The following is a 23,334-nucleotide window of genomic DNA, read 5'->3' on the forward strand; positions in this document are numbered from 1 at the left end:
TCAGTCGGCGCGGCTGTCGGCGATCGACTGCAGCGCCACCAGCCAGTGCTGGAACAACTCGTCGAGGTCCTCGTAGTCGATGGCGTCATCGAGGTAGGTGACCAGCGCGCGCACCATCAGTCCGTCGGGCCCTGTGGTCGACAGTGACTGGATGTCGATCTCGGCCTGTGCGGGCATCCGGTTGCCGCGCGCCAACATCTCCGGGTCGTCGATGTCGACGAGCTCGGGTCCGCGCACGTCCGGGAACCACGGCGTCTGCTCGACCTCCGAGCCCACCTCCGCGCCGGGGATGGTGCCGACGTAGTTGAAGACCACCTGCGGCTCGGCGAACCGGCTCAGCTCGGCGCGACCGACCGGGTCGAGGTAGCGCAGCACGCCGTAGCCCACGCCGCGATCGGGGTGGGCGGCCATGGCCGCGCGGGTGCGCGAGACGACGTCGCGCGCCACGTCGCCTCGGAGCACCAGGTCGGCGGTGTCCACACCGCTCAGGTCGATGTGCGTCGGGTACATCGAGGTGAACCACCCAACCGCACGGGACAGGTCGGCGCCCTCGACGAGCGCCTCCTGGCGGCCGTGGCCCTCCAGCGTCAGCAGCGCCCCGGGGACGTCGAGCCCGCGATCGCTGCGCCATCCGACCATCGCGGCAGCGAGTCCGGCCACCAGCAGGTCGGCCAGCGTGGTCTCGGCGTCGACGGTCGCCGCCAACGGGGCGATGAGGTCGGACCCGATCACGAACTCGGTCCGGGCCAGGCGGTCGATGCGGTCGGTGCTCAGATCCAGGCGTCGGGTCCCGAGCGGCGGATCCTCGACATCGAGCGTCGTCGTCCAGTGCTCGAGCTCATCGCGACGGCTCTCCGCCCGGGCCGCGAGTCCCCGGCTCCAGCTGATCCACGACGTGCCCGCGTCGGGCAGGACCGGTTCGGTTCCGGCCGACACCTGGGTGCCCGCGACCGCGAGGTCGGCGGTCAGGGTCTGCCACGAGACCGCGTCGACGACGAGGTGGTGCAGGACCACGACGAGGCGACCCAGCACCGAACGCTCTGCTGCGTCCGCCGGCGGGACCAGCCACACCAGGCGGATCATGTCGCCGACCGCGGGGTCGAGCAGGTCGACCGCGTCGGCAACCGCGCCGCGCAGCACCGCGGTGTACCCCGGCAGATCCGGGGCCTCGTCGGTGCCCAGCTCGATCCGGGTGATCAGGGTGCTCGGATCCACCGTGCCCGGTGCGGCGACCTCGAGGGTGTGGGCGTCGGTGTCGAGCCGCGACCGCAGCGCGTCGTGGCGATCGATGACGCTGCGCATCACCTCGACGATGTCGGACTCGTCCGCGTCCGCGGGCACGGTGATCGCCATCGGCATCACGAACCGCCGGTGGTCGCCGCCACGTTCGAGCATCTTCTCGATGACCGGCGTCAGCGGTGCCGATCCCTCGTGGACCTCGGGGCCCGCGTGCAGGACGGCACGGCTGTCGGCGGTCTGGGCCAGCGCGGCGATCGTCCGCTGCTCCAGCACGTCTCGCGCGGTGAAGGTGAGTCCGGCGGCACGGGCACGGGTGACGAGCTGCATCGCCCCGATGCTGTCGCCGCCCAATTCGAAGAACGAGTCGTCGGCGCCGGCCTGGGTACCGACCACCTCGCCGACGATGCGGCACAGCAGTTCCTCGCTCGGGGTGGCCGGGGCGCGCATCTGGGCGCGGTCGAGGGTCGGCACCGGCAGCTCGCGCCGGGCGATCTTGCCCGAGCGACTGCGGGGGAACTCGTCGAGCAGCACGACGACGTCGGGGACCATGTACGCCGGCAAAACGCGGCCGGCGTGTTCGCGGACGGCGAGCGGATCGACGTCGACGCCGGACCGGCCGGTGATGTAGCCGATGATCCGGGCGCGGCCCTCGGCGGTGTCGGTGATGACCGCCGCCTGCGCGACCGACTCGTGGGCGGCGAGCGCGGCCTCGATCTCCTCGAGCTCGATGCGCAGACCGCGCACCTTGACCTGGAAGTCCGATCGTCCGACGTACTCCAACGACCCGTCGACGAGTCGGCGCACCAGGTCACCGGTGCGGTACATGACCGCGCCCGCCGGACCGAACGTGCTGGGCACGAAACGCTCCGCGGTGAGATCAGGACGTCCGAGATAGCCACGCGCCAACTGGGTCCCGCCGAGGTACAGCTCGCCGACGGCACCGGTGACGACCGGACGCAGCCAGTGGTCGAGGACCCAGCCGCTGGTGTTCCACACCGGTTTACCGATCGGGACCGCGTCGGAGGCCGCGCGGTTCGCCGCGGGCAGGACGGCCGACTGGCCGTCGGTCTCCGAGCTGTGGACCACGCCGTTGGAGGCGACGTAGGAGGTGGCGTCGACGGTGACCTCGGTGGGCCCGTACAGGTTGACCACCTGTGCGCCACCGACCGACGAGACCGCCTGCGCCAGTGACCGCGGCAGCGCCTCGCCACCACTGAACACCAGGCGCAGCGACGAGACCGCCTGTGGTGCCGCGGCTTCGGCGAACACCGCGAGAACCGACGGGACGAACTGCGCGACGGTCACCCGATGCCGTTCGACCAGCGTCACCAGTTCCACCGGGTCACGGTGGGCCTGCGGTCCGGCGACCACGGTGCGGGCACCGACCAGCGCGGGCGCGAACATCTCCCACACCGAGGCGTCGAACGTGAACGGCGTCTTGAGCAGGACTACGTCGTCACCGCCGATCTCGTATTCGGCGGCGAGCCAACGCAACTGGTTGATCAGGGCGCGCTGGGTGATCTGCACACCCTTGGGTCGTCCGGTCGACCCCGAGGTGTACAAGACGTACGCCAGCGACGCGGGCCGGACCGTCCCGACCAGCTCGGTCGGGCGCAGCGCCGTGTCCGCCGTCGACTGCAGGTCCGGCGAGGAGGCGTCGAAACATGCCACCGTGGGATCGATCCCACGGATCCGGCTCAGCTGCGCGGCGTCGGTGACGATGCACGCGAGGTCGGCGTCGGCGATGACGGTGGCCAGACGGTCGTCGGGTGCGTCGACGTCGAGCGGCAGGTAAGCGCCGCCGGCCTTGAGGATCCCGTAGACCGCGGCCACCTGCTCGAGCGAGCGCGACATCGCCACACCGACGATGCTGTCGGGTCCGACCCCACGGGCGGCGAGCGCACGCGCCCGGCGGTTGGTCAGCGCGTCGAACTCGGCGAACGTCAGTTCCCGCTCGCCGTCGGAGTAGGCGACCGCGTCCGGGGTCAGCGCGGCCTGCGCCGAGAACACGTCCATGACCCCTGCGTCGGCGATCTCGCGACGGGTCGCATTCCAATCGTCGAGCTGCGCCGCGGTCTCGGCCTCGTCGAGCAGGTCGAGATCACCGACCGAGCCCGTGCTCGCCGCCGCGAAGGCCTCCAGAACCCGCTGCATGCGTGCGGCGAGAACGGCGGCACGCTCGTCCGGGATCAGCACCGGCACGTACTTGAGGTTGACCGTCAGACCGGGATCGGACTGCGCGAGAACGGTGACCGGGTAATGGGAGGCGTCGTTGATGGCGACGCCGCGGACCGACATCCCGTCGATGGAGGTCTGCGCCTCGAGCGTCGACCGGTCCACCGGGTAGGACTCGAAGACCGTCAGGCTGTCGAAGAGCTGCGGGAGTCCGGTGGCGCGCTGCACCGCGGGCAGGCCCACGTGGTGGGCGTCGAGCAACCCGGCCTGCTCGGACTGCACGCGCTCGAGGAAGCTCACGACCGACTCGCGCTCGTCGAGACGCACCCGCACCGCGATGGTGTTGATGAACAGGCCGAGAATGCTCTCCACGCCGTCGATCTCGGGCGGGCGGCCCGACACCGTGGCACCGAAGACCACGTCGTCGCTGCCCAGCGAGCGGGCGAGGACGAGACCCCACGCCGCCTGCACCATCGTGTTCAGGGTCAGGCCGCGATCGCGCGACAGGTCGGCGAGCCCCTCGGTCGTGTGGGAATCGAGCTCGATCGCCATCTCCACCGGGACACCGATGTCGGTCAGATCGGCCGGAATCCGTTCCACCAGCATCGTGGGTGACTCGAGGCCGTCGAGGGCACGCTGCCAGGCCGCCACCGCCGCATCGGCGTCCCGACGGGCGAGCCAGGCCAGGAAGTCCCGGTAGGAGCGGGCGCGAGGCAGATGAGAGTCGTCGCCGCGGGTCGCGTACAGGACGAACAGCTGCTGGATCAGCAGCGGTCCCGACCACCCGTCGAGCAGGATGTGGTGGTTCGTGACCGACATGCGGTGCCGATCGGGTCCGACCCGCAGCAGCAGCACCCGCATCAGCGGCGGGGCCGACATGTCGAAGTGGGCGGTGCGGTGCGCACGCAGCATCCCGTCGACGACCGCGTCACGGTCGGGCTCGTCGGTGAGATCGACGAACTGCCACGGCACCTCGACCGATTTCGCGATGACCTGGACGGCGGTGCCGTCGGCGGTGTGGCCGAAGCCGGCCCGCAGGTTCTCGTTGCGCGCCACGAGCGCGGTGAAGGCGGTCCGCATCCGCTCCTGGTCCACCGGGCCGTCGAGCTCGAAGACCAGCTGTGCGGTGTAGATGTCGGTCGCCTGCTCGGCCAACGCGGCGTGGAACAGCATGCCGCTCTGCAGCGGCGACAGCGACCAGATGTCGTCCACCCCAACGGCTCCGGCCTCGAGGACGTCGATGGCGGCCTGGTCGACCGCGACCAGCGGAACGTCCGACGGGGTCAGGCCGCCGGCGTCACCACTGCGGTCGTGCACGGCCAACGCCGCGGCGGCCTCGACCCACAGGTCGGCGAGCTCGGTGACCTCGTCGCGGTCGAGGATTCCCGAGGCGAACGCGAAGGACGCGGACACCTCCGGCCCGCGTGCGGTGTCGGTGGTGATGGCGTTGATGGTCAGGACCTGCGGCACGACCATGTCGTCGTCGAGGGCGCCACCGAGTTCGCCACCGTCGGAGGCGGTCTGCCATCCGAACGCGGCCTGCGCCTCGTCGACGTCGGCGGCACCTGCCACCCGTCCGAGGTAGTTGAACCCGATCTGCGCCTCGCCGAGGCCGGCGAGGCGTCCGGCCGCGGTCGGGTTGCGGTGGCGGAGCAGCCCGAACCCGATGCCGTTCTCCGGCACGGTCAGCAACTGTTCCTTGACGGCCTTGAACGCCGCACCCGCAGCCGGTCCGCCGGCGAACGCGTCGGCGTCGTCGACGCCGGTGAGGTCGAGACGGATCGGGTACAGCGACGTGAACCAACCGACGGTGCGCGACAGGTCGGCTCCGCCCACCGCGGACTCCTCGCGGCCGTGGCCCTCGAGGTCGAGCAGGAGCGAGGAGACCGTCTCGCCGCGACGGATCCGCCAGCGCCGCACCGCGAGTGCCAGCGCGGCCAGCAGCGCGTCGTTGACACCGCCGCGGTAGGTCGAAGTGATGCCGGTCAGGATCGACGTGCCCACGTCGACCGGCAGCGACACGGTGAGGCGCTCGATCGTCGACGCGACGTCGACGTCCGGATCGACGCGACGTCGACCCAGCACGGGATCCGGCCCGTCCAGGACGCGCACCCAGTGGTCGAGTTCGGACGAGTGCCGCACGGCCGCGTCGGTCAACGCGTGCGCCCAGGCACGCAGCGAGGTTCCGACGGGCTCGAGGACCTGATCGGGATCGATCGGTCCATCCGCCGATCCGGTCGCCTCCGACTCCGTCAACTCAGTGGTCTTCGACCAGGCAACGGCGAGGTCGGGCAACAGGATCCGCCACGACACACCGTCGACCACCAGGTGGTGCGCGACGACGTAGAGGCGTCCGGTGGCGCCGGCCGGTGCACTCGCGGACGGGTCGAACCAGACCATCTCGATGACCCGACCCTGCGAGGGGTCGAGGCGGTCGTTGGCGGCGTCGGTCTCGCGGGCCACCATCGCGACGAACTCGTCGGAGCCCGGTGCGGAATCGAACTCGACACGGGTCAGCACCGATGCCGCCGCTACCGATCCCCGCGGGGAGATCAGCAGGTGCGCAGGTGAATCCGTCGCTTCGACGAGTGTCGAGCGCAGCGCGTCGTGACGGTCGAGCAGGACCGCGACCGCGTCGAGCAGACGCTGGTGGCCGGGATCGGCGGGCAACGTCAGGAACGCGGCCTGGGAGAACACCCGGTAGTGCCTGCGGGTGTCGACCAGCCAGTCCATGATCGGCGTGAGTGGCACCTCACCGACACCGCCGCCGGGCAGTTCGTCGATGACGGTGATCACGGCGTCGGCCTCGAACCGCGCGACCTCGGCGAGTTCGGCCACCGTGCGACGGTCGAACACGTCGCGCGGGGTGAACACGATGCCGCGGGCGCGGGCGCGGGACACGAGCTGGATGGACACGATGCTGTCGCCGCCGAGGGCGAAGAACGAATCGTCGATCGAGACCCGCTCGGCGCCGAGGGTCTCGGCGAACAGCCCGGTCAGGGCCTCCTGCATCGGCGAGACCGGCGCACGGTAGGACTCGACGTCGGAGCCGAGAACCGGTGCGGGCAGCGCCTTCAGGTCGACCTTGCCCGCCGGGGTCAGCGGGACCGCGTCGAGGACGGTGATCGACGAGGGGACCATGTGGCCGGGTAGCCGGGATCCGAGGAGCGAGGTGACGTCGTTGACCGACACCGTGCGCCCGGCGGCCGGGAACACGTACGACGCCAGCATGGTCTGACCCGAGGTCGGGTGCGGCAGACCGACGGTCAGACCGAAGTCGACGTCGGGGTGTGCGGCGAGGACGGCGTCGATCTCACCGAGTTCGATGCGGAAGCCGCGGACCTTGACCTGGTGATCGGACCGGCCGCCGAATTCGAGTTCCCACCCGGTGCCGTCGGGGGTGCGCTTCCAGCGCACGACATCACCGGTGCGGTACATGCGCTCACCGGGCGCGCCGTAGGGGTCGGCGACGAAACGGTCGGCGGTCAGGGCGCTGCGGTTGAGATATCCGCGGGCGATGGCGGGCCCGGAGAGGTACAGCTCGCCCGCGACGCCCGGCGGGACCGGCCGCAGACGAGAGTCGGCGACCAACGCGTTCATCCCGGTGATCGGGCCGCCGATGCGGACCGGCTCACCCGGGACCAGGGCATCGCTGCACGAGCCCCAGATCGTGGTCTCGGACGGGCCGTACAGGTTGAACATCTGTCGTCCCGGAGCCCAGCGGCGCACGAGGTCGGGAGGACAGACGTCGCCACCCACGCAGACGACGGCGAGGGCGTCGAGCCCCGCGGTCGGCACCGTGGTGAGTGCGGCCGGCGTCACGAACGCGACCGTGACACGGTGCTCGTGCAGCTGACGCGCGAGGTCGTCGCCTCCGAAGACACTCGTCGGGACGATGACCTGGGTGGAGGCGGCCGCGACCGCGAGCACGGCCTCGAACACCGACGCGTCGAAGCTCGGGGACGCGAAGTGCAGGACGCGTGAGTCCGGGGTGAGGCCGAATCGCTCGACCGCCTCATGGGCGACCCCGGTGAGACCGCGATGCGGCACCGCGACGCCCTTGGGTCGGCCGGTCGACCCCGAGGTGAAGATGACGTAGGCCAGGTCGTCGAGGTCGGGCTCCGCGGGTGCCACCAGCGTCGACGGCTCGAGCGGAACCTCCTCGATCGGGATCCAGCGAGCCCGGGCGGGCAGAGCGGACACGGTCTCACCGAGAGCGAGGCCGAGCGTCACACCCGAGTCGCTCACCATGTGTTCGATGCGGTCGGCCGGGTAGTTCGGATCGATCGGCAACACGGCCGCACCGGCTCGCACGATGCCCCAGAACCCGACGATCGACTCGATCGACCGACCGATGGCCAGCGCGACCGGTTCACCGACGCGGGATCCGGACGCGCGCAACATCTCCGCGACCGCATCGGCGCGGGCGGCGAGCTCGGCGTAGGTCAGCACGGCCTCGCCACACACCACCGCGTCCGCGGCCGGATCGACTGCGACGGCGTCGGCGAAGATCGCGCCGAAGGTCCGTGGCGCGACGGCCGCCGCACCGTGCACCGGTGACAGTTCGGCCCGCTCGGCCTCACCGAGCAGCTCGATGTCGCCGACGCGGACATCCGGGTCGGCCGCGACCGACCGCATGATGGCGATCAGACGATCGGCGAACGCCGCGATGGTCGACGCGTCGAACAGTGCGGTGGAGTAGGTGAACAGGGCGAGCATGTCCCCGGCGCCACCGACGGCGTCGGCGAGGGTCAGCTGCAGATCGAACTTCGTCGTCCAGGTCGAGCTCTCCATGCCCGAGACCCGCAGGCCGGGCAACTCGAGTTCGGCGGTCTCGTTGTTCTGGAACGCCAGGACCACCTGGAACAGTGGCGAATACGAGGTCTCCCGATCGGGCGCGAGTTCCTCGACGAGCCGCTCGAACGGGATCTCGGTGTGGGTGAACGCGGCGACGTCGGTGTCGCGGGCGGTGCGCAGCAGTTCGGTGAACGGCTGGTTTGGGCTGACCTTCGTCCGCAGCACCAGGGTGTTGACGAACATACCGATCAGGTCGTCGATCTCCTCGGCACCGCGGCCGGCGATGGCGGTACCCACGGCGACGTCGTCGGTGGTGCTCGACCGCGCGAGCAGCACCGCGAGGATCGCGTGGAACGTCATGAACATGGTGGCGCCGTTGGCGTTCGACACGCGCTGGAGGGCGTCGCGCAGCTCCCGGTCGACGGTGAACTCGTGGCTCGCACCCGCCATCGACTGCACCGGCGGCCGCGGACGGTCGAACGGCAGGTCGATCGCGTCGGGCAATCCGGCGAGCTGCTCGGTCCAGTAGGCGAGCTGGGAATTGACCAGCGAGTCCGGATCCGACGCCTCGCCCAGGACCTCGCGCTGCCACAGCGCGTAGTCGGCGTACTGCACCGGCAGCGGGGTCCACGTCGGGACCTCGCCGGCGGCGCGGGCGGTGTAGGCCACCATCACGTCGCGGGCGAGCGGGGCGATCGACGAACCGTCGCCGCTGATGTGGTGGATGACGACCACGAGGACGTGTTCGGTCGCCGACAGCTCGAGCACCGAGATCCGCACCGGGACCGCGGTGGCCACGTCGAACCCACCGAGGACGAGCCCGGCCAGCGCGCGCTGCACCTCGTCGTCACCGGAGACGGTGCGCAGGGCCATGGCCGTGCCCTCGGCGAGCGGGTCGTCGGCGTCGAGGATGACCTGGCTCGGACCGCGCATCGCCGGGGTCGTGTCGTCGGGGTAGTAGGTGCGCAGGACCTCGTGGCGGTCGACGACGTCGGCGACCGCGGCGCGCAGGGCGTCGAGATCGAGGTCGCCGGACAGTCGGATGACCGCGGGGATATTGTACGCCGGTGAGGCCGTGTCGAACTGGTTGATGAACCACATGCGGGCCTGCGCCGGTGACAGCGGCAGACGGTCCGGTCGGGCACCGGCGACCAGCGGCGGTCGGGCGCGGCGTTCGTCGCCACGCTCGGCCAGCGCGGCCAGGCCGGCAACGGTGGGTTCGGTGAACAGGTCGCGGACCGAGAGTTCGGTCCCCAGGGCGGCGTTGACGCGCGAGATGACCCGTGTCGCCGACAGCGAGTTGCCGCCGACGGCGAAGAAGCTGTCGGTGGTCCCCACCCGATCGACACCGACCATGTCGGCGAACACGGCGGCGACGATCTCCTCGACCGGTCCGCGCGGCGCCAGGTAACCGTCGGCCCCGCCGAACACCGGCTCCGGCAACGCCTTCCGGTCGAGCTTGCCGTTGATGTTGAGCGGGAACTCCTCGACCACCATCACGACCGCGGGAACCATGTACGCGGGCAGCTCGTGACCCGCCTCCTCCAGCAGTGCCTGCTGGTCCAGGGTCACCCCCGCAGCGGGCAACAGGTACGCGACCAGCTGCTCGCCGGCGTGGTCGTCGCTGTGGACGGTGACCACGGCGGTGTCGACCTGCGCCGAGGACGCCAGGACGCGCTCGATCTCCTCCAGCTCGATCCGCAGTCCGCGGATCTTGACCTGGAAATCGGTGCGGCCCATGTACGCCAGGGTCGGTGCGCCGGTCTCGTCGGTCGTCCACTTCGCGACGTCACCGGTGCGGTACATCCGCTCCCCCGGCGCGCCGAAGGGGTTGGCGACGAAGCGTTCCGAGCTGAGGTCGTAGCGGCCGTGGTAGCCGCGGGCCAGCTGCACACCGGCGAGGTAGAGCTCGCCGTTGACACCGTCGGGCACGAGCTGCAGACGGGAGTCGAGCACATAGACCTGGCTGTTCCACTGCGGGCGGCCGATCGGGACGACGGTCTGCGCGCTCGACGCCACCAGCTGGTGGGTGATGCTGACCGCGGCCTCGGTCGGTCCGTACAGGTTGTGCAGCGCGACGTCGCCGACGCGGTCGTCGGACCGGGTGACGTCGCGGAAGCGTCCGACCACCTCGGGGGTCAGTGCCTCACCGATCGCGAGGACCTGTCGCACCGAGGCGAGCTGTCCGCTCGTCGCCTCCTGCACGAACGCGGCCAACAGCGACGGCACGAACACCGCGGTGGTGACGCCGGTGTCGCGGATCAGGTTCGCGAGGTAGGTCTGGTCGCGGTGGCCCTGCGGGCTGGCGATGACCAGTCGGGCTCCGGCGATCAGGGCCCACCAGTACTCCCACACCGAGACGTCGAACGTCGACGGGGTGCGCAGCAGCAGGGCGTCGTCGCGTCCGATGCGCAGCGCGGTCTGGATCCAGTTGAGCTGGTTGACGATCGCCGAGTTCGGCACCGGCACGCCCTTGGGGCGTCCCGTCGAGCCGGACGTGTACATGAGGTAGGCGGTGTTGTACGGGTGCAGCGGTGCCCGTCGCTGCTCGTCACCGATGACCGTCGTCGGCTGCTCCGACAGGTCGAGGGTCGCGAGGTCGATGCTCGGCACGGTGTGCGCGATCGCCTCGGGCCGCAACGCGGAGTACAGCACCACGACCGGCTGGGCGCTGTCGAGGATGTAGCCCACGCGGTCGACCGGGTGGTCGGGGTCGATCGGCAGGTACGCGCCACCGGCCATCGACACCGCGTACATCGAGACGATGAGGTCCACCGAGCGGTACATCGCCAGTCCGACGATGCTCTCCGGACCGACACCGAGGTCGATCAGGTGGTGTGCGAGCTGCCGAACCCGTTGTGCCACCTCGGCGTAGGTGAGTGTGGCGCCGTCGCCGGTGTCGAACGCGACGGCCTGCGGGTCGGTGTCGAGCGAGCTGTCGAGGAACCCGGCGAGCGTCCCGGGCGCCAGGGCGACACCGGTGTTGTTGCGGTCGGAGAGCAGCACCGTGCGCTGCGTCGGGGTGAGGACCTCGAGGTCGCCGACCGGCGCGGTCGGATCGGCCAGCACGCCGTCGATCAGCGAGAGCAGGTTGTCCACGATCGACGACACCGTCGACTCGTCGAACAGGTCCTGCGCGTAGGTGAACACCGCCTCGACCCCGGCGGGTTCGCCGGCGTCGTCGTATCGGTCGACCAGGATCAGCTGGAGGTCGAACTGCGCCACCAGTTCCGGCAGTTCCACCGGCTCGATCCGCAGTCCGGCCAGTTCGAGGTCGGCGTGCTCGATGTTCTGGAACGACAGTCCGACCTGAAAGATCGGGTGCCGAGCGGTCGAGCGGACCGGGTTGAGCACCTCGACGAGTCGCTCGAACGGCACGTCGGAGTGCGAGAACGCCTCGGCGTCGCGATCCCGTACGCGCGTGAGCAGTTCGAGGAATCCCTGCGCGGGGTCGACGTCGGCGCGCAGCGCGAGGGTGTTGATGAACATGCCCACGACGCCGTCGAGTTCCCGCTCGTGCCGCCCGGCGATGGGCGATCCGACGGTGACGTCGCGGTTCCCGCTCAGCCGTGAGAGCAGCAGGGCGTAGACGGCGTGGAACGCCATGAACGTACTGGCACGCTGCGACCGCGCGAGGTCGGCGAGCCCACGGTGACGGGCGGCGTCGATGTCGAAGCGGTGCTGGTGCCCGCGCAGCGACTGCACCGGCGGACGCGGGTGGTCGGTGGGCAACTCGAGCTGATCGGGGATGCCCGCCAACTCGTTCCGCCAGAACTCGATCTGCTCGAACAGGACGCTGGTCGGGTCGGACTCGTCACCGAGCAGCTCACGCTGCCAGATCGCGTAGTCGGCGTACTGCACGGGCATCGGCCGGAACAGGGCGCGCTCACCGTGCACCCGCGCGGCGTAGGCCACCGCGAGGTCGGCGACGAACGGCGCCATCGACTGACCGTCGGCCACGACGTGGTGCACCACGAGCGCCAGCACGTGCTCGGTCGGACCGAGCTCGATCAGACGGATGCGCAACGGCACCGCGGCCGTGACATCGAAACTGCGGCCGAGGAATTCCCCCACGAGCGCGGGCGCCTCGGCGGGGGTGGACGCGACGATCTCGAGCTCCGGGATCGCCTGGTCGGCGGGCAGGATCACCTGGTGCGGACCGGACGGCGAGTCCGGGTACACCGTGCGCAGCGACTCGTGCCGCTCGATGACGTCGCCGATCGCCGCACGCAGCGCCGCGATCTCGAGGTCGCCGGTCAGGGTGACCGCGGCCGGGATGTTGTAGGCCGCCGAGTCGGGGTCGAAGCGGTTGAGGAACCACATGCGGGTCTGCGCCAGCGACAACGGGATCTGCGCCGGACGCGGACGTGCGACGAGGCGCGGTCGCGGGGTGGTGGCCACGCCGTCGCCCGAGAGTCGTTGCGCGAGTTCGGCGACCGACGGTGCGGCGAACAGTTCGCGGACCGGTACCTTGCGGCCGATCTCCGAGCCCACCCGGCTCGCGACGCGGGTGGCCGACAGCGAGTTGCCGCCCAGATCGAAGAAGTCGTCGTCGATGCCGACCGCCGTGACCCCGAGGACCTCGGCGTACACCGCGGCGATGGTGATCTCCAGCGCGCTGCGCGGCGCGCGGTAGACGCGTTCGGCGACCACGAACTCCGGTGCGGGCAGGGCGCGGCGGTCGAGCTTGCCGACCGGCGTCAGTGGGATCTCGTCGAGAACGGTGACGACCGACGGGACCATGTGGCCCGGCAACTGGTCGGCCACCGAGGTGCGCAGGGCCTCGACGTCGAGGGTCCGGCCGGGCTTGGCGAGGACGTAGGCGACCAGCGCGGTGTCACCGTCGGGGCCGGGCAGGCCCATGGTGACGGCGAAGTCGACGTCGCCGGAGGCCACGAGCGCGCGGTCGACCTCACCGAGCTCGACGCGGAATCCGCGCACCTTGACCTGGAAGTCGCTGCGGCCCACGTACTCCAGCGAGTTCGCGGCCACCATCGGGTCGAGGCTGCGGCGGACCAGGTCGCCGGTGCGGTACATGCGCTCGCCGGGGGCACCGAACGGGTCGGGGACGAAACGTTCGGCGGTGATCTGCGGGCGACCGTGGTAGCCGCGGGCCACACCCGGTCCCGCGAGGTAGAGGTCGCCGACCATGCCGCGCGGCACCAGCCGCAACCGGGAGTCGAGGATCCGCGCCGACACCCCGCGCAGCGGGGCACCGATGGTGACGCGATCACCGTCGCTCAACGCAGGGGTGATCGTCACGATGACCGTCGCCTCGGTGGGGCCGTAGGCGTTGCGCAGCCGTCCGGACCACCGCGCGGTGAGCTCGGGCGGACACACGTCGCCACCGACGACGACCGAGCGGACCGAGTCGAGGCCCGCCGGGTCGACGGTCATGAGAGCGGTCGGGGTCATGACGACGTTGGTGACGCGCTGCTCGACGATCAGGTCGGCGAGCTCGGACCCACCGAAGGTGTCCTGCGGTGCCACGATGACCGCTGCGCCCGCGGTGAACCCGGCGAGCAACTCACCGACCGAGGTGTCGAAGCTCGGCGACGCGACGTGCAGGAAGCGCGAGGTCGCGGTGACGTCGTAGTGCTCACGCACGTCGGTGGCGAGGTTGGCCAGACCGCGGTGGGTGACCACGACGGCCTTGGGCTTGCCGGTCGAGCCGGACGTGTAGATCAGGTACGCGGCCTGATCGAGGTGGATCGGCGAGCGGCGGTCGGTGTCGGTGACGGGGTCACTGGACAGATCGTCGGTGAGCATGGCGAGCTCGTCGATGTCGTGCCAGCCGAGCTGCGCCGGGAGATCGGCGAGATCACCGGGGGCGGTGAGTCCGAAGATCGCCCGCGAGTCGGTGAGCATGTCGCTGATGCGCTCGTTCGGGTACTCCGGGTTGATCGGCAGGTAGGCCGCACCGGTCTTGGCGATGGCCCAGATGCCCAGGACCGACTCCATCGACCGCCGGACGCCCAGGGCGACGACGGTCTCCGGTCCGGCGCCCAGCTCGATCAGCCTGCGCGCCATCCGGTTCGTGACCCGGTCGACCTCGGTGTAGGTGAAGTCGCGGCCGGCGAACACGACCGCCGTGCCGATCGGGTTGGTCACGACGCCCGTGGTCAGCAGGTCGGGCAGCGATCGTGGTGCGACGGTGGCGGGCCCGTTCGCCCCGAGCAGTTCGGCGCGCTCGGCGCCGCTGAGGATGTCGACGCTGTTGACCGCCGCGCCGGGGTCGTCGGCGATGGCGCCGAGGATGCGCAGGAAGCGATCGGCGAAGCTGCGCACCGTCTTCTCGTCGAAGAGGTCGGTGGCGTAGGTGAACGAGGCGGGTGCGGGTGCGTCCGGGGCGACGTTGTCGCCGATGGACAGCTGGAGGTCGAACTTGGCCACCTCGAACTCGGCCTCGAGTGCGCGCACCCGCAGGTCGGCGAGTTCGAGGTCGGGGGCCTCGTTGTTGTCGAACGACAGCGCGACCTGGAACAGCGGGTGGTGTGCGGTCGAGCGGGGGACGTCGAGCACCTCGACGAGTCGCTCGAACGGGACGTCGCCGTGGGCCATCGCGTCGACGTCGGCCACGCGGACGGTGGAGAACAGCTCGGTGAAGCTGGCCTCGGGGTCGATCTCGGTCCGCAGCACGACGGTGTTGACGAACATGCCGACGAGGTCGTCGAGCGCCTCCTCGCCGCGACCGGCGATCGGGGTGCCGACGGCGATGTCGGTCGAGCCGGACAGACGCTCCAGCAGCACCGCGAGCGCGGTGTGCAACACCATGAACAGGCTGACGTCGTGGGTACGGGCCACCGCGGCCAGGCGAGTACGCAGACCGGCGTCGATGGTGAAGCGGGCGATGTCGCCGCGCAGCGACTGCACCGCGGGCCGCGGCCGGTCGGTGGGCAGGTCGATCGACTCCGGCAGCTGCGCGAGCGTTGCGTGCCAGTAGGCGATCTGCTGTGCGGCGATCGAGTCCGGATCGGACTCCTCGCCGAGGAGGGCGAGCTGCCACAACGAGAAGTCGGCGTACTGCACGGCCAGCGGGGACTGCTGCGGTTCGTGTCCGGACCGGCGCGCGTCGTAGGCGACGACGAGGTCGCGGAACAACGGCGCCATCGACGAACCGTCGGCGGCGATGTGGTGGATGACCAACATCAGGACGTGTTCGCCGGTGTCGTCGGCGTCGCGACCCACCTGCATCAGGGTGATCCGCGCCGGGAACCCGGTGGTCACGTCGAACCCGGCCACCGCGGCCTTGCGGACCTCGTCGACGACGTCGTCGGGACGGACGACGACCTCGCGGTAGAGGTCGGTCAGCGCCTCGTCGGCGTCGTGGACGACCTGGTGCGGGCCGTCGGCGGAATCGGGGTAGATCGTGCGCAGCGACTCGTGCCTGCGTGCGACATCGGCGATCGCCGCGCGCAACGCCTCGACGTCGAGGGATCCGGTCAGGCGCAACGGCAGCGGCAGGTTGTAGGCCGGTGAACTGGTGTCGAACTGGTTGATGAACCACATGCGCGCCTGGGCGGGCGACAGCGGGATGTGCTCGGGGCGCGGTCCGGCGACGAGACGGGGGCGAGAGGGCCCGTCCTCCCTGGCGGCGAGCAGCTGTGCGAGTTCGGCCACCGACGGGTGGTCGAACACGTCGCGCACGCTGACGTCCACGCCCAGCGCGGCGGCCACGCGGGCGGCCACCCGGGTGGCGCCCAGTGAGGTGCCGCCGATGTCGAAGAAGGAGTCGGTCGCGCCCACCCGGTCGCTCTTGGCGATCTCGGCGAACACGGCCGCGACAGCGCGTTCGGCCTCGGTGCTCGGCTCGACGTATTCGGTTGCCTCGGAGGCGAAGTCGGGCGTCGGCAGGGCACGGCGGTCGAGTTTGCCGTTCGACGTCAACGGCAACTCGGCCAGCACCATGGTCGCAGCCGGGACCATGTAGGCGGGCAGCCGCGAACGCAGGTGGGCCTCGATGTCGGACACCTGCGGGCTCGCCCCGGGTGTCGCGACGACGTAGCCGACGAGCTGCTGATCGCCCGCGGCGTCGACGACCGTCACGACGGCGTCGGACACGTCGTCGAGGTCGGTCAGCGCGGTCTCGATCTCGGACAGTTCGATGCGCAGGCCGCGCAGCTTCACCTGGAAGTCCGACCGCCCGATGTACTCCAGCTCGCCGTCCGCACGACGCCGCACGAGGTCGCCGGTGCGGTACATCCGCTCCCCCGTGGTCGAGGTGACGTCGGCGACGAACCGATCGGCGGTCAGGTCGGGGCGACCCACGTAGGCGCGGGCCAGCTGCACACCGGTGAGGTACAGCTCGCCGGCGACGGTCGGCGGCACCGGACGCAGTCGCTCGTCGAGGACGTGCAGGCCGGTGTTCGACACGGCGCGTCCGATCGGCACCGTGTCGGTGTCGGCGGCGACGTAGCGGTGATAGGTGACGTCGACGGCGGCCTCGGTCGGGCCGTAGAGGTTGTGCAGTTCGACGTCGGCGAGCGCGGTCAGGCGTGCGGCCACCGATGGTGGCAGCGCCTCACCGCTGGCGAACACCCGGCGCAACGACGTCAGGCTCGACGCGGTCGCCGTGGCGACGAACACCGACAGCATCGACGGCACGAAATGCAGTGTGGTGACGCCGGTCCGGTCGATCAGGTCCGACAGGTACGCCGGGTCCCGGTGCCCGTCGGGGACGGCGATCGACAGCTGCGCGCCGACCTGCAGGGGCCAGAAGAACTCCCACACCGACACGTCGAAGGTGGCGGGCGTCTTCTGCATGACGACGTCGGTGGCGTCCATCGGGTACTCCGCCTGCATCCACAGCAGCCGGTTGACGATGGCGCGGTGGGTGACGGCGACGCCCTTGGGCCGGCCGGTCGATCCCGAGGTGTAGATGACGTAGGCGGTGTTGTCCGCCCGCAGCGGCGCACGGCGGTCGGCGTCGGTGATCTGCGCGTCGGACTGCCCCGAGAGGTCGAGGGTGTCGATCCTCAGGACGTCGCGCGGTGACCCGTCGTCGTGGGCAGGCGGGGTGAACGCGTCGCGCGTGGTGCTGACGATCAGCGCCGGGCGGGCGCTGTCGAGCACGTAGGCGATGCGATCGGCCGGGTGATCGAGATCGATGGGCACGTACGCACCACCGGCCTCGACGACGGCGTACATGCCGACGAGCAGGTCGATCGAGCGGCGCATGGCGAGCGCGACGTGTGTGTCCGGTCCGACGCCGAGCGAGATCATGTGGCGGGCCAGGCGGTTCACGCGCTCGGCGAAGGCGCCGTAGGTGACGCGCTCGTCGGAGAAGACCAATGCAGTGGCGTCCGGGGCGCGACGGACCTGCTCGTCGAACATGACGGCGAGGGTCAGGTCCTCGGTGGCGGGGGCCTCACCGGATTCGGCGATGACCGCGGCGAGCATGCCGGAGAAGCGTTCGGCGAACGCGCCGCCGGAGGCGTCGTCGAGAAGGCCGGGCAGCAGTGTCGACAGGGCGACGGTGACCGCGGCTTCCGGGCCGATGCCCACGGCGGCCAGGGTGGTCTGCAGTTCGCGCGACTTCGCCTGCAGCGCTGCGTAGGTGACGTCCACCCCGCCGTGCGAGAGCGCGATGCCGTCGCCGTTGATCCGGGCCGCGGTGGCCAGCAACTCGTCGAGCGAGGTGCCCTCGAGTCCGACGGGTCCCGAGCCGGTGTTCGCCCGGTCGCCCTCGTCGGATTCCTCGAGCGACGACCACTCGGCCTCGGTGAGGATGTCGATGTCACCGACGACGGCGTCGGGGTCGTCGGAGACGGCGGTCAGGATCGCGACGAAGCGCTCCGCCATCCCCGCCACCGTGGACTCGTCGAAGATGTCCTGCGCGTAGTCGAGGCTGGCGTTGATGCCGCGTCCACGACCGTCGGCGCCGAATGTCTCCGAGACCGTCAGTCCCACATCGGACTTGGCGAACCGGATGGGCCAGTCGAGCTGACTGACCGACATCCCCGGCAGCTGCACCACCGGGATGTCGATGTTCTGCATCGTCAGGTTGGCCTGCACCAGCGGCGCGTACTTGCGGGTGCGCACCGGCGCGAGGACCTCGACGACCTGCTCGAGTGGGAGGTCGGCGTTGTTGAACGCGGCGAGGTCGGCGTCCTTGGTCGCGGCGAGCGCCTCGCGGAACGTCTGCGAGCCGGCGATCCGGGTCCGCATCACCAGCGTGTTGACGAACATCCCGACGAGGCCGTCGACCGCGGAGGCGGTGCGGCCCGCGGTCGGTGTCCCCACCGCGACGTCGGACGTGCCGGCCAGGCGCGAGAGCAGGGTGGCGAACGCGGTGTGGATGACCATGAACATCGTGGTCTCGGCGTCGGTGGCCAGCGCGTGCAGTCGTTCCTGCAGCGACGCCGGGATGTCGAACGCGACCTCGCCGCCGGCGATCGACCGCTTGTCGGTGCGCGGGCGGTCGGTGGGGATGGCCAACAGCTCGGGCATGCCCGCGAGGTGTTCGCGCCAGAAAGCGATCTGCTGGGCGGCCAACGACTCCGGGTCGTCCGGCGACCCCATCACCGTCTGCTGCCACACCGAGAAGTCGGCGTACTGCACGGCCAGCGGACGGAACCGCGGCTCCTCCCTCAGCACGCGCGCGCTGTAGGCGGTCATCAGGTCGGTGGCCAACGGCACCAACGACGAACCGTCCGCGGCGATGTGGTGGATGACCAACAGCAGGGCGTGGTCATCGGGCGCGAGCTCGAACAGCCGCGCGCGCAACGGCGGTCGCGCCGTCACGTCGAAACCGTCGGCGGCCAGATCCATACAGATCGCGTGCAGCTCCGACTCCGACGACACCGTCGTGCGTTCCAGCGTCACGGTGAACTCGTCGAGGGAGAGGACCTTCTGGTACGGCCCCTCGAGCGAGTCCGGGTAGACGGTCCGCAGGATCTCCTGACGCGCGACGACGTCGGTCAACGCGGTGGTGAGGGCGGCGACGTCGACCGTTCCGCGCAGTCGCAGGCCGAGCGGGATGTTGTAGTCGGCGTCATCGGGGTTGAGCCGGTTGAAGAACCACATCCGCTGCTGCGCCAACGACAGCGGGATGCGCTCGGGGCGCGGGCCCGCGGTCAGCGGCTGCACCGACATCTGACCGAGCTCGGGTGACTGCTCGATGGCGGCGGCGAGGTCGGCGACCGTCGGCGTCTCGAACAGCATCCGCACGCCGAGCCGGACCCCGAGGGTCTCGCCGATGCGCGCGATGACGCGGGTCGCCGCCAGGGAGTTGCCCCCGAGGTCGAAGAACGAGTCGTCGGCGCCGACACGCTCGAGGTCGAGCACCTCGGCGTAGGCACCGGCGATGGCGCGTTCGAGCGGCGTCGCGGGTTCGCGCTCGCTGACCGCGACGGCGAGGAACTCCGGTGCGGGCAGGGCGCGGCGATCGAGTTTGCCCGTCGGGGTCAGCGGGACCTCGTCGATGAACATCACCGAGCTCGGGACCATGTGCTGCGGGAGGAATCCCGCCGCGTAGGTGGTGAGGTCGCGGGCGTCGACCGACGAACCCGCGACGAGGAGCACGAAGCTCGCGAGTGCGGTGTCGCCCCCGGGACCGGTGACCCCGAGCGTCGCCGAGAACTCCACGGCCGGATGGCCGCTGAGCACCGAGTCGATCTCGTCGAGTTCGATGCGGAAGCCGCGCACCTTCACCTGATGATCGGAGCGCCCCATGTAGGCGACCTCGAGCGACGAGGTCCCGTCCTCGTGGCCGACGCGCGTCCACCGCACGATGTCGCCAGTGCGGTACATGCGTTCGCCGGGCAGGTACGGGTTGGCGACGAACCGCTCGGCGGTCAGGCCGGGACGGTCGTGGTAGGCCCGCGACACCCCGGGTCCGCTGATGTACAGCTCGCCGGGCACCCCGATCGGGACCGGGCGCAGCCGGACGTCGAGCACGAGCGCCTCGACGCCGGTGATCGGTCCGCCGATCGTCATCGGGACACCCGGGACCAACGGGCGCCCGATGTTGGTCATGATCGTGGTCTCGGTGGGTCCGTAGCCGTTGTAGAGGTTGCGGCCCGGGGCCCAGCGCGCCACCAGATCGACCGGCACGGTCTCACCGCCGACCGCGACCTCGGCGAAGTCGGGCAGGCCCTCGGGGTCCACCGATGCCAGTGCGGCCGGGGTGATGAACGCGTGCGTGACGCGTTCGCGGGCGAGGAGGTCGTGGAGTTCCTCGCCGCCGTAGACGGTGGGTTCGACGATGATCATCGTCGAACCGGCGCCGGTCGCCAGCAGCAGCTCGAGCACCGAGGCGTCGAAGCTGGGCGAGGCGAAGTGCAGTGTGCGCGAATCGGACGTCAGGCCGTAGCGCTGCACCACCTCGGACGCGTACGCGGCGAGACCGCCGTGGGTGACCTCCACGCCCTTGGGCTTGCCGGTGGTTCCCGAGGTGTAGATGATGTACGCGCAGTTCGTGATCCGCTCGCCGCGGACGCGCTCGTCCGGGGAGATCGGTGCGGCGCTGTGGCGTGCCATGACCGGGTCGTCGATGGACAACCACTCGACGGTGTCCGGCAGGCCCGCGCGATCGCGACCGACGGAGATCGCCAGTCGGGCACCGGAATCGGCGAGCATGTGTGCGACGCGGTCGGCCGGGTACTTCGGGTCCACCGGGACGAACGCCGCACCGCTGCGGGTCACGCCCCAGACGCCGAGCACCGACTCGATGCCGCGGGTCATACCCAGCGCCACCACGTCCTCGGTACCGATGCCGCGGGCGATCAGCTCGCGCGCGATCCGGTTCGAGCGCTGGTCGAGTTCGCGGTAGGACATCGACCGGTCACCGCACACCAGCGCGATGCCGTCCGGATTGAGGCGGACGGCCTCGTCGAGGATGTCGGAGAGCAACATCGGCTGCGGGGCCGCCGGGCCGCGGACCGGGATGAGATCGCGCGTCTCGTCGTCGGCCAGGATGTCGATGTCGCCCACCGGGTTCGACACGTCGGTGGTGAATCCGTCGAGCATGCGGGTGAGACGGTCCCCCAGCGCCCGTGCCGTTCCGGCGTCGAAGATGTCGGTGGCGTACCCGACGAAGCCGGTCACGCCGGCGGGCGCGCCGTCGGTGTCGAAGGACTCGCTGAGGTCGAAGGTCAGGTCGAACTTGCTGTACTCGGTGTCCACCGCGCCGAGCTGCACGCGCAGCCCGTCGAAGTCGAACGCGGTCTCCGAGGCGGCGTTGACACCGATCACGACCTGGAAGATCGGGGTGTGCGACGCGGTGCGGGTCGGCGAGAGCGCGTCGACGACCTGCTCGAACGGGACGTCGCTGTGGGTGAAGGCGTCGAGGTCGGTGCGACGGACGGCCATCAGCAGCTCGGCGACGGTCATCGACGGTTCGACCGTGGTGCGCAGGGCCAGGGTGTTGACGAACATGCCGACCAGAGCGTCGAGTTCGGCACTGCCGCGACCACCGATCGGTGCGCCGATGACGATGTCGGTGCCGGTGTCGTGACGCGCCATGACCGCGGCCAGCGCGGCGTGGAAGATCATGAACCGCGACACCCCGGTGGCGTTCGCGGTCGCCGCGATGCGCCGGTGCAGTTCCGGGGTCAGGCTGAACACGTGGGTCGCGCCGATGCCGCTGCGGGTCTGGCCGCGCGGACGGTCGGTCGGGATGCCGATGATCTCGGGGGCGTCGGCCAGGGCGGTGCGCCAGTGCTCGAGCTGGCGGGCCGCCGGGGACGCCGGATCGGATCCGTCGCCGAAGGTGGCCGCCTGCCACACGGCGAAGTCGGTGTAGTGCGCGGTGAGCGGTGTCCAGTCCGGGCGGGTGCCCGCGACCCTGGCGCCGTAGGCCGCCAGCAGATCGGCCGACAGCGGCTGCATCGACAGCCCGTCGGCGGCGATGTGGTGGATGACGAAGACCAGCATGTGCACCGGCGGTTCGTCGGTGGCGTCCTCGTCGAGTCGCCACAGCGCGGTGCGCACCGGCACCGTCGTCGTGACGTCGAAGCCCGGACCGGCGAACTGCCGCAGGCGATCCACGACGTCGTCGCGGTCGATCGAGTCGACCCGCACCGGGGGCAGCGCGTCCATGATCGGGACCACGGACTGCTCGGGCCCGTCGGGACCGGACGGGTAGATGGTGCGCAGCACACGCTGTCGGTCGACGAGGTCGACGAGCGCGGCGCTCAGGGCGTCGATGTCGAGTTCGCCGGTGAAGACGAAGGTCAACGGGATGTTGTAGGCGCCCGACGTCGGGTCGTAGGTGTTGATGAACCACAGCCGTTGCTGGGCCAGCGACAGCGGGATCGGCGCGACGACCGGTTCGGACGGCACGGCGAAGCGCGGCACGACCGCGGTGGCCTCCGAGGACCCGTCGCGGCGTGCGCTGATCAACGACGCCAGCTCGCGAACGGTCTGCGCCTCGAAGAGGTCACGGATGCCGACCTGCGTACCGAGCGCGTCGACGATGCGTGACGACAGTTGCGCCGCCATCAGCGAGTTGCCGCCCATCTCGAAGAACGAGCGGGTGGTGCTCACACGGTCGAGACCGAGCAGGTCGCCGAACAGACCGGCGACGATCTCCTCGATCGGGCTCTCGGGCGCGACGAACTCGTCGTCGGAGACCTCGAGGTCGGCCGACGGGCGGGGCAGGGCCGCCCGGTCGAGCTTGCCGTTGACGGTCAGCGGGAACTCGTCGAGGACGACCACGACGTCGGGGACCATGTACGAGGTCAGGAACTCGCCTGCGGCGGTGCGTGTTCCGGACGGGGTGACGTCGGCGCCTGCCGCACGCACGACGTAGGCCACCAGCCGGTCGCCGCCACCGGACGGCAGGGTCTCGACCATCGCGACGGCCGCGGCCACACCGGGTGAGCGCAGCAGCGCCGACTCGACCTCACCGAGTTCGATGCGGAAGCCGCGCAACTGGACCTGGGTGTCGCTGCGACCGATGTACTCGACGTCGCCGCGCGAGTTCACCCGGGCGACGTCCCCGGTGCGATAGAGCCGCCGACCGGTGCCCGCGGGGTCCGCGACGAAACGGTGCGAGGTCAGAGGGAGCTGACCGAGGTAGCCGCGCGAGAGCTGGGTGCCCGCGACATAGACGTCGCCGGGGACACCACGGGGGACGGCGCGCAGACGCGAGTCGAGGATCCGGAGTTCGAGACCGTCGAT

1 protein-coding gene (cut by a window edge) is annotated in these 23,334 nt (G+C 70.7%); it reads right to left on the bottom strand.

The window, feature by feature from the left end:
• Positions 1–23,334, bottom strand: partial view of a non-ribosomal peptide synthase/polyketide synthase gene (locus tag LX13_RS17405; RefSeq protein ID WP_253662525.1) — the 3' portion only. Its footprint extends 10,518 nt past the window's final position; the window shows 23,334 of its 33,852 coding nt (coding positions 10,519–33,852); its start codon lies off the right edge, out of view; it ends in the stop codon at positions 1–3.

Origin of the sequence: Williamsia maris (assembly GCF_024171815.1) — a bacterium.
Classification (GTDB): domain Bacteria; phylum Actinomycetota; class Actinomycetes; order Mycobacteriales; family Mycobacteriaceae; genus Williamsia_A; species Williamsia_A maris.